The organism is Streptomyces sp. 3N207, from assembly GCF_052246355.1.
In the GTDB taxonomy this organism is placed as follows: Bacteria; Actinomycetota; Actinomycetes; order Streptomycetales; family Streptomycetaceae; genus Streptomyces.
The window spans coordinates 272291-287385 of the sequence record NZ_JBQQBV010000007.1 but is presented as its reverse complement, the minus strand read 5'-3'; the positions used below and the strand labels follow the sequence as shown (position 1 = coordinate 287385).

General features: G+C 69.5%; 8 protein-coding genes. 4 read left to right on the top strand and 4 right to left on the bottom strand.

Going from position 1 to position 15095, the window contains the following annotated elements:
• Positions 1–36: 36 nt before the first annotated feature.
• Positions 37–891: a hypothetical protein gene (locus ACTWP9_RS14135; protein WP_443246442.1), complete on the bottom strand. Its 855-nt coding sequence runs from the start codon at positions 889–891 to the stop codon at positions 37–39.
• A 301-nt stretch (positions 892–1192) separates the two neighbouring features.
• Here ACTWP9_RS14135 and ACTWP9_RS14130 point away from each other — a divergent pair, with 301 nt between their 5' ends.
• Positions 1193–2164: an A/G-specific adenine glycosylase gene (locus tag ACTWP9_RS14130; protein ID WP_443246441.1), complete on the top strand. Its 972-nt coding sequence runs from the start codon at positions 1193–1195 to the stop codon at positions 2162–2164.
• Positions 2165–2447: 283 nt separating this feature from the next.
• Here the strand turns inward: ACTWP9_RS14130 and ACTWP9_RS14125 are convergent, their stop codons facing one another.
• Positions 2448–4232 carry an MDR family MFS transporter gene (locus ACTWP9_RS14125; protein WP_443246440.1) on the bottom strand — a complete coding sequence of 595 codons (1785 nt, stop codon included), beginning with the start codon at positions 4230–4232 and terminating at the stop codon, positions 2448–2450.
• Between the two features lie 111 nt (positions 4233–4343).
• On the opposite strand from ACTWP9_RS14125, the gene ACTWP9_RS14120 reads away from it, so the two are divergent.
• Positions 4344–4964: a TetR/AcrR family transcriptional regulator gene (locus tag ACTWP9_RS14120; protein ID WP_443246439.1), complete on the top strand. Its 621-nt coding sequence runs from the start codon at positions 4344–4346 to the stop codon at positions 4962–4964.
• Positions 4965–5159: 195 nt separating this feature from the next.
• Here ACTWP9_RS14120 and ACTWP9_RS14115 read toward each other — a convergent pair whose 3' ends face one another.
• Complete coding sequence (locus tag ACTWP9_RS14115; protein WP_443246438.1) at positions 5160–5900, bottom strand: M23 family metallopeptidase; 741 nt, start codon at positions 5898–5900, stop codon at positions 5160–5162.
• A gap of 406 nt (positions 5901–6306) precedes the next feature.
• On the opposite strand from ACTWP9_RS14115, the gene ACTWP9_RS14110 reads away from it, so the two are divergent.
• Both ACTWP9_RS14110 and ACTWP9_RS14105 read left to right on the top strand, forming a co-directional pair.
• Positions 6307–9495 (top strand): NACHT domain-containing protein, encoded by a 3189-nt coding sequence (locus ACTWP9_RS14110; protein ID WP_443246437.1) that lies wholly within the window; start codon positions 6307–6309, stop codon positions 9493–9495.
• 132 nt (positions 9496–9627) lie between these two features.
• Positions 9628–12213, top strand: a complete 2586-nt coding sequence (locus tag ACTWP9_RS14105; RefSeq protein ID WP_443246436.1) for an NACHT domain-containing protein — start codon at positions 9628–9630, stop codon at positions 12211–12213.
• A 98-nt stretch (positions 12214–12311) separates the two neighbouring features.
• Here the strand turns inward: ACTWP9_RS14105 and ACTWP9_RS14100 are convergent, their stop codons facing one another.
• Complete coding sequence (locus ACTWP9_RS14100) at positions 12312–14837, bottom strand: ATP-dependent Clp protease ATP-binding subunit (protein ID WP_443246435.1); 2526 nt, start codon at positions 14835–14837, stop codon at positions 12312–12314.
• Positions 14838–15095 lie beyond the last annotated feature (258 nt).

Below are 15095 nucleotides of genomic sequence, written 5' to 3'. Positions count from 1 at the left end.
CGGCTGCTGCCCTTCCGGCTGCGGCTTCCCCGGCTGCTACTTCACCAGTTTGAAGGACGTACGGACCGTCTTGAGGCCCTTGATCTTCACCTCCACCTCGTAGGTGCCCGGCTTGGGCGCCTCGAAGGTGGGCGTGCCGCAGTTGGCCGCGCTGGCCTTGCGGAACCAGGTGAGGGTGTGCGTCGAGCTGCCGTTGCCCGGCACCAGGCGCGGCAGCGGCTTCTTGGTGGGCGGGCAGTCGTCGGAGGCCCAGAACTTGGCGTCGTCCGGGTTGTTGATCGTCACGATGGTCGCGGTACGGCCGAGGTCGATCCGGCAGTCACTGTCCCGCTCGTTGGTGACCTTCAGCTCGAACTGCGGCCGCTCGCCCGGCCCGTACTCCTTCTTGACGCTGCGCAGCGTCAGCTTCACCTCGTCCGGCCGGCAGCCCGCCAGGCTCGGCGGGGCCGGAACGCCCGCCGCTCCCCCGCCGCCGGAACCGCCGGTGCCGCCCGAGCCCGAATCCGCGGAGCCCGCACCGCCGTTGTCCGCGCCGGAGCTGCTTCCGGGGTCCCAGCCGGAGCCGCCCGTGGAGGACTGATCGTCCTCGGAGCCCCCGGAACCGCCCGAGCCACCCGACCCGTCGGAGCCGCCGTTCTCCTCGTCACGGCCGCCGGGGCGCTCGCTGATCGCCGGACCGGACTCGGTGGGGCCGGGAGTGATGGTGCTGGCCGGGCCGTTGCCCTTGTCGCCGTTCTTGCCCTGGTTCCGGGCGCCGTCGTCACCGCCGAACGAGGTCACTGCCCAGACGGCGATCAGGACCAGCAGCGCAAGGACAGCAAGGGCAACTGCCCTCCGGCGCCAGTAGATGGAGGAGGGAAGCGGCCCGATCGGATTGCGCAGAGATCCCACGCGGAAACCTTACGAGACATCAGCCACACCACAGGACCGTACCCACCGCTCAGAGCACCAATTGTTGTGATGAGCGGCAAAGCATGAGCGGTGCGGGAGTGATTCACGGTGATCCATGCCGCTTTGCTGGTGACTTCGGCAATTCTTGGGATTAACCGCTGTAAGCGCCTTATGTACTGTCCGATCCCTGTGCGGCATAGCGCGGGATACGCCACGGATGCGTGACGGAAGTGGCGGACAGGCTTTCGTACCGCGTGTGCGTTTTTCGGATGAGGAGCGCCGTGCCAGGATCGGTCGTGCCATGACTGCGACCACCGAGACTCCCCAAGCCGCTTCGGCCGGCGCCCCCCATGCGCGCGCCGCGGAAACCGAAGCCGTCGACCCCGCTCTGCGCGAGACGGCGCGCGCCCTCCATGCTCCCGTCGTCGACTGGTTCGCCACACACGCCCGCGACCTCCCCTGGCGCCGCCCGGAGGCGGGCGCGTGGGGCGTCATGGTCAGCGAGTTCATGCTCCAGCAGACCCCCGTCAACCGCGTTCTGCCGGTCTACGAGGAGTGGATGAAGCGCTGGCCGCGCCCCGCCGACCTGGCCGCCGAAGCGCCCGGCGAAGCCGTCCGCGCCTGGGGCCGGCTCGGCTATCCCCGTCGCGCGCTGCGGCTGCACGGAGCCGCCAAGGCCATAGCGGAACGGCACGGCGGCGAGGTGCCCATCGAGCATGCCCAGTTGCTGGCGCTGCCGGGCGTCGGCGAATACACGGCCGCCGCGGTGGTGTCGTTCGCGTACGGCAAGCGGCACGCGGTGCTCGACACCAACGTGCGGCGGGTCTTCGCACGTGCCGTCAGCGGACAGCAGTACCCGCCCAACGCCACCACCGCAGCCGAACGGAAGCTCGCCCGCGCGCTGTTGCCGGAGGACGACCGAACAGCCTCGCGCTGGGCGGCGGCGACGATGGAGCTGGGCGCGCTGGTGTGCACCGCCCGCAGTCCGCAGTGCGGACGGTGCCCGATCGCCGCGCAGTGCGCCTGGCAGCTCGCGGGCGCGCCCGAACACCAGGGGCCCGCGCGGCGCACCCAGGCGTACGCGGGCACCGATCGGCAGGTACGCGGGCGGCTGCTGGCGGTACTGCGCGCCGCCAAGGAGCCGGTCCCCCAGTCCGATCTCGACCGCGTCTGGCACGAGCCCGTCCAGCGCGCGAGGGCGCTGGACGGGCTGGTGGCCGACGGCCTGGTCGAGCCCCTTGACGGCAAGCGGTATCGCTTGCCGCTGAGCTGAGTCGCGCGTTCTCGGAGACGGTGCCACGAGGGTGCCGTATCGGCACCGGCTACCGGCACCGGCACGGACCCGGGCACCGCTGATGGTGCTGGTGACGTTGCCGGTGACGGCGTCGGTGTCGGTGTGTTGATGCCAGCACCGTGGCCGGGGAGACCTGCTTTCCGTATGAGCCCGGCGGTTGCTGTTTTCCGGCACCGCCGGGCTCCACTGCTGTGGTTGCTCGTCCCGGCGGCGGGAAAGGGGCGCACCCACGGTGGCTGGCCGGAGGGAGCCGGCTCGCCCCTCAGGCTCCGACGCCGGCCCGTCCTTCGACTCCGGTCGGCTTGTCCGCCGTGGTGTCGGGGCCGGGGGCTTCAGCGGTCCGCGGGTCGGCAGTGCCGGGTTCGACGGCTTGCCCCGAAGGGGCCTCGTCCTGCGGCTCCTGCGGCTTCTGGGCGGCTGCGTCCTTGAGCGGGACCTCCTTGATGAACCACGCGGCGACGAAGGCCAGCACGGTGACCGCGGCGGCGAGCAGGAAGACGGCGTGGGTGCCGTTGACCACCGCGTGCTCGTACGCCGCCCGCACCTGCTCCGGCAGCTTCTCCAGGGAGGCGGCGTCGAGCTGGGCGCTGCCGTCGGCGAACTTGGAGGCGGCTCCGCCGCCCGACTGCCCGCCCGCTGCGGCGCTCTCCCGCATGGAGTCCTCCACTTGGCGCGCGAAGATGGTGCCCATCAGGGCGACGCCGAAGGAGCCGCCGATGGTGCGGAAGAGCGTGGTCGTCGACGAGGCGACACCCATGTCCTTGAGCTCCACGCTGTTCTGCGCGATGAGCATGGTCAGCTGCATCAGGAAGCCCATACCGGCGCCCAGCACCGCCATGTAGAGGCCGGAGGTCAGCCTGCTGGTGCCGACGTCCATCTGCGCCAGCAGGAAGAGGCCGACGGGTATGAGCGCGCCGCCCACGATGGGGTATATGCGGTACTTCCCCGTCTTGGTGGTGGCGCGGCCCGTGACCACGGAGACGGCCATCATCGGCAGCAGGACGGGCAGCAGGAGCAGCCCGGAGTTGGTGGCCGAGGCGCCCTGGACGCTCTGCTGGTAGAGCGGCAAGAAGGTCATCGAGCCGAACATCACGAAACCGAGCAGGAAGCCGATGAAGGCCACCAGCGAGAAGTTGCTGCTCCGGAAGACCCGCAGCGGCAGGATCGGCTCGGTGACCCGGCGCTCGACGAAGGGGAAGGCGATCAGCGCCACCACGGCCAGCGCCGCGAGGCCGATGATGGTGCCCGAGCCCCAGTCGTACTCGGTGCCGCCCCAGCTGGTGACGAGCACGGCCGCGGTGATGCCCGCGGTCAGCAGCACGGCGCCGATGTAGTCGATACGGCCCTGGGTGCGCTTCTTCGGCAGGTGCAGGACGGTGCCGACCATCGCGAGCGCGACGGCGCCCAGCGGCAGGTTGATGTAGAAGGCCCAGCGCCAGCCCAGGTGGTCGGTGAGCGTGCCGCCGACGAGCGGGCCGCCGATCATGGCCAGCGACATCACTCCGGCCATCATGCCCATGTACTTGCCGCGCTCACGGGGCGGAATCAGGTCACCCATGATCGCCATGGCGCCGACCATGAGCCCGCCCGCGCCGAGCCCCTGAAGGGCGCGGAAGCCGATGAGCTGGCCCATCGTCTGGGCCGCACCGGAAGTCATCGAGCCGGCGAGGAAGATGACGATCGAGGTGAGGAAGGCGCCCTTCCGCCCGAACATGTCGCCGAGCTTGCCCCAGATGGGCGTCGAGGCGGCCGTGGTGAGGGTGTAGGCGGTGACGACCCAGGAGAGGTGTTCGAGGCCGCCGAGCTCACCGACGATGGTGGGCATGGCGGTGCCCACGATCATGTTGTCCAGCATCGCGAGCAGGACCGCGATCATCAGGGAGGACAGGACCATGCGGACACTGCGCGGCTTGCGTCCCCCGGCTTCCGCCGCGGGTCCGGCGTCGGCCTCCCCCTTGGCCGCTCCTTGACCTGGACTCAACTCTTCCTTGCCTTTGCCGCCGTCCTTGTCCTGCTCAGCCCCGTTTGTCGCGCCACTCGCACCCATGCGCGGCCACTCCCCTTTGCTTGCCACTTACTTGCCGCACGGCTAGTTCAGTACGATGGATAAAGTAGGGCGCTGCTAGCCGGGCGTCAAGTAAGTTCTGAAGGGGTAGGCATGAGCAGGGGAAACACCCGTCAGCGCATCCAGGACGTCGCCTTGGAGCTGTTCGCTGAGCGCGGTTACGAGAAGACCTCGCTCAGGGAGATCGCCGAGCAGCTCGGCGTCACCAAAGCCGCGCTGTACTACCACTTCAAGACGAAGGAAGACCTGGTCACCAGCCTCTTCGAGGACCTGGTGCTGGGCCCGGCGGACGAGGTGATCGCCTGGGCGGAGGCGCACCGGCCGACCACGCTGGAGACGAAGCTGGAGATCCTCAGCCGCTACAGCACGTGCATCGGCAACGCCACGCCACTCGTACGGTTCATGCACGAGAACCAGGCCGCACTCCGCGAGCTGTCCATCGGCGAGCAGATGAAGGCGCGCATCCTCACGCTCCTCCAGCTGGTCAAGGACGAGGACGCCGCCCTCACCGACCAGGTGCGCTGCGCCTCCGCCCTGTTCACGATGCACTCCGCGCTCTTCACGCTGGAGGCCACCAACGCCGACCCCGAGGAGAAGCGCAAGGCGGCCCTGGAGGTGGCCCAGGAGCTGGTCACCGCCGCCCACCACGGCTCCGCGCCGCACGCCCACGGCTCCGCGCAGCCGGGCCCGGAAACGGGCAACGCCCGCCACTGAGTGACGGGCGTTGCTGCCGACCTCCGGCACGTCCCCTGGCCGGAGGTTCCGCCGATACCGGGGCTCAGGCGGTATCAGCGGTGTCTTCGCGGCGCGCGGTGCGGCATCTCGGCATGAGCTGCCGCACTACTGCGCCAGGCTGAGGCGCTCCCGCACAGGGCGAGGCGCTTCGGCACGCGGTGAGGCGCCTGGGGGTCAGAAGGTGACGCCCACCGCACGCATCGCGCTCACCGGGTCGACGGCCGTGCCGTAGTCCGGACCCTTACGGATCTCGAAGTGCAGGTGCGGGCCGGAGGAGTTACCGCTGTTGCCGGACTTGGCTATGGCCTGGCCGGTCTTGACCTGCTGACCGGGGCTGACGTTCACCTGCGACAGGTGCGCGTACTGCGAGTACGCACCGTTGTCGTGCCGGATCACAATGGCGTTGCCGTACGCCGGACCGTCGCCCGCGCCGTTCGGACCCGCCTTGACGACGGTGCCCTTGTGCACGGCCTTGACCGGGGTGCCGACGTTCACGGCGAAGTCCTGGCCGGAGTGGTTGTGCGCCCAGCGTCCACCCGCCGTGCCGTAGGAGGCGCTCAGCCCGTACTTGTCCGTGATCGGCTTGATCCACGAGACCTCGAGGCGCTTGGCGTCCCGGGCGGCCTTCTGGGCCGCGCGCTGCTTGGCCTCGGCGGCGCGCTTCTTGGCCTCGGCAGCGCGCTGCTGGGCCTTCTCGGCAGCCTCGACCGCCTTACGGTGTGCGTCGGCCTGGGCCTGTGTGGACTTTGCGAGGCTGTTCGCCGTGCTGGTCGCGAAGATGTCGTGCTGGGCCGCGCCCGCCTCGGCCTTCGCGGCCGCTATCGCCGTGCCGGCCCCCAGGGCCATCGTCGCGCCGAGACCGGCGGCCAGCGCCGTGTAGGTCTTGGCGCGGTTGGTGGTCCTAGACATCGCCATAGGGGTGCTACCTCCGGGAGGAAGTTCTGGAGTGCGCCTCGAAGCGGACGCAGCCCCCTTGGTAACCCGCCAGAAAACGGACATCAAGGACCGTTATTACTAAAGAACCCCGTAGTAACACGAGAGACCCAGGTCACTCGGCGCTCCCTGCTGGTTCCCCGCCCCACCCCCCGGCGCCGTTCGGGTCCCCGCACCTCCTATCGCGCTTCGTACGTCCTCGAAAGCCTGTGCCACACCTCACGGCGGGCGCCCGCCGGAAGTGACCCCGCTCATATGGCCCCGCTCACCCGGGCCCGGGGCGGAACAGCGAGGGGCCCTCATCGACGCGGCGCGCAGGCACCTCTACGCTTGCTCGCCGTACGCGGCCCCGTACTGCGGGGAGTTGAGGCCGAACGGGGGGTTACGGATGGACGCGGGGGTCGTCGGGCTGCGCATCGCCTCCAGCGTGCTGGCGCCGCTGGTCAAACGCCTGTTCGTGGCGGAGGGCGCGGGCGCGGGGCTGGTGGACCGGCCGGTACGCGTCTCCGGGCTCGTCTCCTTCACGGGCGAGAAGCGTGAGCTGGGCCGGCGGGAGCTGGAAAAGCTCGCCGGGGAACTGGTCAGGCGCGCCGTACGGGAGGTCGGGCCGCGCGAGGCGCCCTCGCCCGAGGAGGCGCAGCGCGTGGCCACCCGGCTGGCCGACACCCTGCACGCACTCGGGGACATCGGCCTCAGCGATGTGGAGGCGGTCAGCCTCGGCCACACCGACTTCGCCCGTGCCCTGCACGCACAGGCGACCATGCACAGTCCGCAGCCGGACGGCGACCCCGCCGAGGACGCGCTCTACCAGCGCGTTCTGGAGACCGCCTGTCTGCACGTCCTGCACTTCCTCACCCAGCGCTCCACCTTTGTCGCCCGCACCCTGGTCGAGCAGAGCCGCAAGCTGGGGGACCTGGTCACCCTCATCGACGTACTGATCGAGCGCGTGCCCTCCCAGTCCGCGCAGGACGCCGGTTTCGAGCAGCAGTACGCGCGCTACATCGCCAACCGGCACCGCACGCTCACCATCTACGGCATCGACATCCAGCAGGCGAGCGAGTGGCCGCTGGACACGGCGTATCTGAGCCTGGAGGCGACGTCGAACGAGCACCCCGGCCCGTTCGACGACCTGGGCGGCATGTCGACCGACTCCTCCGCCGGCGATCCGCAACCCGCCGACCAGGCACTCTCCGGGCACAAGCGGGTACTGCTGCGCGGTATCGCGGGCTCCGGCAAGACCACACTCGTCCAGTGGCTCGCCGTCACGACAGCGCGCCAGTCCGAGCTGACCGGACGGCTCGCCCATCTGATCGGCCGGGTGCCCTTCGTGCTGCCGCTGCGCACGCTCACGCGCGGAGGTGCCGCACTGCCGACGCCGGCCGACTTCCTGTCCGCCGTCGGCTGCCCGCTGTCCGGAGCACAGCCGAACGGCTGGGCCGACCGCGTGCTGGCGGCCGGGCGCGGAGTACTGCTGATCGACGGTATCGACGAGGTGCCGGAAGAGGAGCGCACCCGCACCCGCACCTGGCTGCGCGACCTGACGGTGGCCTACCCCGACAACCTTGTCCTGGTGACCTCCCGGCCCTCCGCCGCACGGCAGGACTGGCTGGGCCGCGAGGACTTCAGCGAGCTGTCCCTCTCCCCCATGCGCCCCGCCGACATCGACCTCTTCATCGACCGCTGGCACACGGCGGCCGAGGCCGAGCAAGGGCTCGCCGAGTCCCTCCGTACCGCCGTACGCACCAGATCCGACCTCTCCCTGCTGGCCACCAACCCGCTGATGTGCGGCCTGATCTGCGCCCTGCACCGGGAGCGGCACGGCTTTCTGCCACGCGGCCGTAAGCCCCTCTACGACGCGGCCCTGTCCATGCTGCTGGAGCGGCGCGACCGGGAGCGCGCCGTGTACACAGCGCATCCGGCGAGCGTCGAACTGGACGAGGAGTCCCAGGTCGAGCTGTTGCAGAAGCTCGCCTACTGGCTGATCCGGAACGGCCGCTCCGAAATGGCGCAGACGGACGCGGTGGAACTGGTGGAACGGATGCTGCCGGCCATGCCGTACGTGGCGGAGCAGGGCTCCGCGGCGCAGATCTTCGGCTTTCTGCTGGTGCGCTCCGGCCTGCTGCGCGAACCGGCCCACGGGGCAGTCGATTTCGTCCACCGCACCTTCCAGGACTACCTGGGCGCCAAGGCGGCCGTCGAGGAGCGCGACTTCGGCGTACTGGTGCAGAACGCCCATCTGGACCAGTGGGAGGACGTCGTCCGCATGGCCGTCGCCCACGCCCGGCCCGATGAGCGGGCGCGACTGCTGCGCGGGCTGGTGGAGCGCGGGGACGCCGAGCCGGAGTGCCGGACCCGGCTGCATCTGCTGGCGATGGCCTGCCTGGAGCACGCCACCAAGCTGGACCCCGCGGTGCGGGCGGACGTGGAGGAGCGGGCCCGGGAGCTGATTCCCCCGCGGAGTATCGGTGAGGCGAAGGAATTGGTGCCGCTGGGCGGGGTGGTGCTGGATCTGCTGTCGGGGCTGGAGGAGCTGGACGACGACGAGGCGGTGGCCGTCGCCCATACGGCGGCGCAGATGGGCACGGATGCGGCGCTCGTACTGCTGAAGCGGTTCGTGGACCATCCTTCGCAAGGCGTACTTCAGCAACTGTCCGGCCACTGGGACCGGTTCGACACGGACACATATGCGGAGGAGATCCTCGCCAACCTCCCGGACCGGCGCTCTGTGCGCGTCACCGCGAGCACGCATGAGCATCTCGTGTGGCTGCGCAGGCTCGGTCAACGGTCGGCGTCGCGCATCAGGGGCGCGTTTTCCGAGAGCGACATCCTCAGCGCTCATCCTTCACCCACCGCACTGGTCGAGCTGGCCCTCGCACGTAACCCCATGCTCGACCGGCTGGACTTCGTCCGGTCGTTCCCGAACCTGGACGAGCTGGATCTCCGCGAGTGCCCGGTGACGGACCTCTCGCCTTTGGCCGGCCTGCCCATCACCGCTCTGCATTTGTGGGAGATGACGACGCTTCCGGGCTTGGAGGGAATCGAGGCCCTGCCGCTCCTTCGCCTGCTGGGACTGCACGAAGGAACGCCCTGGCCCGGGATGACGCGAATCGCTCACCTCACCGAACTCGAGTCGCTTCTCCTCCCCAAGGAGACGAGGAGCGTCAGGGGCATCTCAGGCCTCCGGCAACTGGAGACACTGGTTCTCGGCGATGTGCTGCACCGGCTCCCGGAGGAAGACTGGACGGAGTTGGCCGAACTTCCCTGCCTTAGGCGGCTCTCCTGCGAGCAGCACCATCTTCTGGCCCTGCGTTCGTCCGGGGCGCAGCTGTCGGGACTGGACGATCTGACCTTGACCCTGAGTGAGAGCGCGTTCAGCCTGCGCCTGGCTCCAGCGACATTCCCCGCCCTGAAGCGCCTATCGATCCCAAAAGCCCCAACCTCCCTCGACCTGACACCCCTGGCCGAACTCCCCACCCTCCAGCACCTCACCCTCTTCCGCCCCCAAGGCCCCATCGACCTCTCCCCCCTCCCCCCTCACATCGAGGTGACCATCACGCCCCCTCCCCGCCGGACCTGAGCCAAACGCAGGGTGACCGGAGCCACACGTACGGCCTACGCTGGTTATCAACCAGTCAACGTCCGTCCAGTGAAGGCCGATCGAAGGCCAACCCAGTCCACCGCCCTCGCCCCCGCCAGGGAGTCCCCACGCATGGACCCCGCCGTCCGGCTCGCCTCGACCGTCGCCGATCCGCTCGTCTGCCAGCTCCTGCTGCCCGTGGAGGCCACGCCCGACAGGGCGCGGGCCGACGAGGAGGAGCTGCTGGCGCGGCTCGTCTCGTTCCGGGGGGAGAACCCGCCGCTGTCGTACGAGACGCTGCTGTCGCTCGCCCAGGAGCTGGTGGGGCTCACGGCGCCCGCCTACCGGCTGCCGCCCGAGGACGAGGAACCCGTCGCCGCTGTGCTCTCCCGCACGCTGTGGATCATCGGTGAGCTCGATACGACCGACGTCCAGGCCGTGCGGCTGGGGCCGCAGGACTTCGCGCGCAAGCTGCGCTCCGCGGTGCCCGGTGCGGACCGGGAGCTGAGCCCGGACGCGGCGTGGTTCCACGACCGGTTGCTGGTCACCGTCTGTCTGCACCTGCTGCACCAGCTGATCCGCCGCTCGCCGGTCCTCGCCGACCGCATGCCGGAACGCGCCCACCGGATACGACAGTTGATCGACCTGAACGATGTGGAGGCCGTACGCGGCCGTCCGGAGCCGTCCGCCGTGGACGCTGAGTTCGAGGCCCGCTACGCCCGTTCCATTGCCGAGCAGTACAACCGCGTGACCATCTACGGCATCGATCTGCCGAACCCCAACACGCCGGACAACTGGTCGCTGGACGCCACCTACCTCAGCCTCAGTGCCGAGTTCTCCAGCCCGGAGCAGCAGGACGAGAACCACGACGGGGACAGCGGAGAGCCTGTGCTGCCCGCCGACCGGGCCCTGGGGGGACACGAACGGGTGCTGCTGCGCGGTGTCGCCGGCTCCGGGAAGACGACGCTGGTGCAGTGGCTCGCCGTCTCCGCGGCCCGCGATGTGCTGCCGCCCGAACTGGCGTCGCTGCGCGGCCGGATCCCGCTCGTACTGCCGGTACGCCGCTTCGCACGCGAGGGCTTCCCCTCCCCGGACAACTTCCTGCGTGCCGTACGCCACCCGCTCGCCGAGCAGGCGCCCGACGGCTGGGTGGCGCGGGTCCTGACCGAGGAGCGCGGGCTGCTGCTGGTCGACGGCATCGACGAGGTGCCGGAGACGGAACGGGCCGCGCTGCGGGACCAGTTGCGTCGGCTGATGCGGATCTACTCCGGCAACTTCTGCCTGGTGACCGCACGCCCCTCCGCCGTCGAACCGAACTGGCTGGCGGACGAGGGCTTCGACGAGCTGGCGCTGGCGCCCATGAGCCGCGACCAGGTCGCCGCCTTCATCACCGCCTGGCATACGGCCGCCGCCGACGACGAGGGCAAGGACCATCAGCAGCTGGCCGAGTACCGCGACCAGCTGCTGTCCTCCATCCCCCTCTACCGCGAACTGCGCGGGCTGGCCACCAACCCACTGATGTGCGGGCTGATCTGCGCGCTGAACCGCGACCGGTCGGGCTCACTGCCGCAGGGCCGCAAGGAGCTGTACGAGGCCGCGATGGAGATGCTCCTCCAGCGCCGCGACCCGGAGCGCCGGGTGCTGTACGCGGACGCGGTCAAGCTGCGCCGGGGCGCCCGCGAGCGGCTGCTGCGCAAGCTGGCCTACCGGATGCTGGTCGACCGGCGGGCCGAGCTGACCATGGAGGAGGCGCTGGAGGAGATATCCCGGCACCTGCCTGCCATCCCCTCCACCACCGGCCAGGGACAGCCGGAGGACATCTTCAACCATCTGCTGTTGCGCACCGGGCTGCTACGCGAACAGTCCGACCGCTCCATCGAGTTCGTCCACCGCACGGTGCAGGACTATCTCGCCGCAAAAGAAGCCGTCGAACAGGGCGCCTTCGACATGCTGCTCGCCCATGCGCACGAGGCGGAGTGGGAGGAAGTCATCCGCATGGCCGTCGCCCACGCCCGCCCCGCGGAGTGCGCACGGCTGCTGGGCGGGCTGCTGGCACCCGGCCGCAAGGGCATGCAGCGCAATCGGCGGCGGCTGCTGGCTGCCGCCTGTCTGGAGCATGTGACGGAGCTCGACCCGGCCACCCATGCCCGTATCCGGCGCGAGACCCGCAACATGGTGCGGCCCACCACCCTCGAAGGCGCCCGCAGCCTGGGCTGGGTGGGGCCCATAGTGCTGGAAATGCTGCCCGACCCCTCCAGCGTCTCGGACAAGGAGGCCCACCGCCTCGCGGTGACCGTCACCCGCATCAACGACGACGCGGCGATCCACTATCTCGCCCAGTTGCGGAACCGGGCCTCACTGGAGCTGCGCGCCGAGCTTGCGCGGGGGTGGCGGAACTTCGATACCGATCGGTACACCGACGAGATCATCGCCCACCTCGATCCCGAGGGGCTGTTCTTCCCTGTCTCCGACCGGTTCGAGCTGGCCGCGCTGCGGAAGCTGGGCGGGCGGGCACGGGTGCAGATCGTCGGGCCCTTCACACCGGACGAATTGCTGGAGGGGCTGGTCCATGAGCAGCTCACCCATCTGTGGCTCGCCTACGATCTCGGCGTACCGATGGACTGGCTCGCCGTCTTTCCCCAGTTGACGACCCTGCGGGTGAATCCGCGGCTACCGCGGGTGAGCGGGGTGCCGGATGGCATCCGCATCCTGGCGTAGGGCGCCCCGCCGGAAAGCAGGACACCGGAACGCAAGTGGGACCGACCCGTTCCGGGTCGGTCCCACTCGGTGCTCGGGCGCTCAGGCCGCCAGGCCGGTCACGCCTCCTTGCTCAGGTTGGGGCCGCCGCCTGCGGCGGACTCCACCGGAGGGGCGTCCGGAAGGGCGGACTTCTCCTCGCCGCGGAAGGTGAAGGTCTTGCCTTCGCCCTCGCCCTCGGTGTCCACGACCACGATGTGACCGGGGCGCAGATCGCCGAAGAGGATCTTCTCCGACAGCACGTCCTCGATCTCGCGCTGGATGGTCCGGCGCAGCGGCCGGGCACCCATCACGGGGTCGTAGCCCTTCTTGGCGAGCAGCTCCTTGGCCTCGGTGCTGAGCTCGATGCCCATGTCGCGGTCCTTCAGCCGCTCGTCCACCTGCGTGATCATCAGGTCGACGATGCGGATGATGTCGTCCTGCGTCAGCTGGTGGAAGACGACGGTGTCGTCGACACGGTTGAGGAACTCGGGCCGGAAGTGCTGCTTGAGCTCGTCGTTGACCTTCGCCTTCATCCGCTCGTACCCGGCCTTGACGTCGCCCTGGCCGGCGAAGCCGAGGTTGAAGCCCTTGGAGATGTCCCGGGTGCCGAGGTTGGTCGTCATGATGATGACCGTGTTCTTGAAGTCCACGACCCGGCCCTGGGAGTCGGTCAGCCGACCGTCCTCCAGGATCTGCAGCAGCGAGTTGAAGATGTCCGGGTGTGCCTTCTCGACCTCGTCGAAGAGGACCACGGAGAACGGCTTGCGGCGCACCTTCTCGGTGAGCTGGCCGCCCTCCTCGTAGCCGACGTAGCCGGGCGGGGAGCCGAAGAGCCGCGAGACGGTGTGCTTCTCGCCGAACTCCGACATGTCGAGGGAGATCAGTGCTTCCTCGTCCCCGAAGAGGAACTCGGCCAGCGTCTTGGACAGCTCGGTCTTACCCACGCCGGAGGGGCCGGCGAAGATGAACGAGCCACCGGGGCGCTTGGGGTCCTTGAGGCCCGCACGGGTGCGCCGGATCGCCTGGGAGAGCGCCTTGATGGCGTCCTCCTGGCCGATGACGCGCTTGTGCAGCTCGTCCTCCATGCGCAGGAGCCTGCTGGACTCCTCCTCGGTGAGCTTGAAGACCGGGATACCGGTGGCGGTGGCCAGGACCTCGGCGATGAGCTCCTCGTCCACCTCGGCGACGACGTCCATGTCGCCGGCCTTCCACTCCTTCTCCCGCTTGGCCTTCTCGGCCAGCAGCTGCTTCTCCGTGTCACGGAGGGAGGCGGCCTTCTCGAAGTCCTGCGAGTCGATCGCGGACTCCTTGTCCCGGCGCACGTTCGCGATCTTCTCGTCGAACTCGCGCAGGTCCGGCGGCGCGGTCATCCGGCGGATACGCATCCGCGAGCCCGCCTCGTCGATCAGGTCGATGGCCTTGTCGGGCAGGTAGCGGTCCGAGATGTAGCGGTCGGCAAGCGTGGCCGCGCCGACCAGGGCCGCGTCGGTGATGGAGACGCGGTGGTGCGCCTCGTACCGGTCGCGCAGACCCTTGAGGATCTCGATGGTGTGTGGCAGCGACGGCTCCGCGACCTGGATGGGCTGGAAGCGGCGCTCAAGGGCCGCGTCCTTCTCCAGGTACTTGCGGTACTCGTCCAGCGTCGTGGCACCGATGGTCTGCAGCTCGCCGCGGGCCAGCATCGGCTTGAGGATGCTCGCCGCGTCGATGGCGCCCTCGGCGGCGCCCGCGCCGACCAGGGTGTGCAGCTCGTCGATGAACAGGATGATGTCGCCGCGCGTACGGATCTCCTTGAGCACCTTCTTCAGGCGCTCCTCGAAGTCACCGCGGTAACGGGAGCCGGCGACCAGCGCGCCCAGGTCGAGGGTGTAGAGGTGCTTGTCCTTGAGGGTCTCGGGCACCTCACCCTTGACGATGGCCTGCGCCAGCCCCTCGACGACGGCGGTCTTGCCGACGCCGGGCTCACCGATGAGCACGGGGTTGTTCTTCGTACGACGGGACAGGACCTGCATGACCCGCTCGATTTCCTTCTCGCGCCCGATGACCGGGTCGAGCTTGGACTCGCGGGCGGCCTGCGTGAGGTTGCGGCCGAACTGGTCCAGCACGAGCGAGGTGGACGGCGTGCCCTCGGCGGGTCCGCCGGCCGTGGCGGCTTCCTTGCCACCGGAGTAACCGGACAGGAGCTGGATGACCTGCTGGCGGACCCGGTTCAGGTCAGCGCCCAGCTTGACGAGGACCTGGGCGGCGACGCCCTCGCCCTCGCGGATCAGACCCAGCAGGATGTGCTCGGTACCGATGTAGTTGTGGCCGAGCTGAAGGGCCTCGCGGAGCGAAAGCTCCAGCACCTTCTTGGCACGAGGAGTGAAGGGGATGTGGCCGGACGGCGCCTGCTGGCCCTGTCCGATGATCTCCTCCACCTGCTGGCGGACAGCCTCAAGCGAGATCCCGAGGCTCTCCAGTGCCTTAGCGGCGACACCCTCACCCTCGTGGATCAGGCCCAGAAGGATGTGCTCGGTGCCGATGTAGTTGTGGTTGAGCATCCGGGCTTCTTCCTGAGCCAGGACGACAACCCGCCGCGCGCGGTCGGTGAACCTCTCGAACATCGTTAATCGCTCCTCAGAGCGGTCAGGCAGTGAGGGGACGCTCCCCTCGCTGTCCTTCCGCAGCTTAGTCCCGCAACGGGGGACCGCTCATTCCAACTGCCGACGCCAGCCCAGTCGATCATGCGCCTCCTGCCCCGGACAGCCGACAACAGTTCCAACCCGATGGTGCGAGACGATGTTCCCGCAGGCCAGGCGTATTCACCTGGATCCACTACGCCGAAGGCGAACACCCCCGCACCGATGGATTCGCCTTGCGGT

Bases quoted from the DNA above. Each gene is read 5' to 3' on its own strand.
- ACTWP9_RS14130 (WP_443246441.1), top strand. From the start codon at position 1,193: ATGACTGCGACCACCGAGACTCCCCAAGCCGCTTCGGCCGGCGCCCCC.
- ACTWP9_RS14125 (WP_443246440.1), bottom strand. From the start codon at position 4,232: ATGGGTGCGAGTGGCGCGACAAACGGGGCTGAGCAGGACAAGGACGGC.
- ACTWP9_RS14120 (WP_443246439.1), top strand. From the start codon at position 4,344: ATGAGCAGGGGAAACACCCGTCAGCGCATCCAGGACGTCGCCTTGGAG.
- ACTWP9_RS14115 (WP_443246438.1), bottom strand. From the start codon at position 5,900: ATGGCGATGTCTAGGACCACCAACCGCGCCAAGACCTACACGGCGCTG.
- ACTWP9_RS14110 (WP_443246437.1), top strand. From the start codon at position 6,307: ATGGACGCGGGGGTCGTCGGGCTGCGCATCGCCTCCAGCGTGCTGGCG.
- ACTWP9_RS14105 (WP_443246436.1), top strand. From the start codon at position 9,628: ATGGACCCCGCCGTCCGGCTCGCCTCGACCGTCGCCGATCCGCTCGTC.
- ACTWP9_RS14100 (WP_443246435.1), bottom strand. From the start codon at position 14,837: ATGTTCGAGAGGTTCACCGACCGCGCGCGGCGGGTTGTCGTCCTGGCT.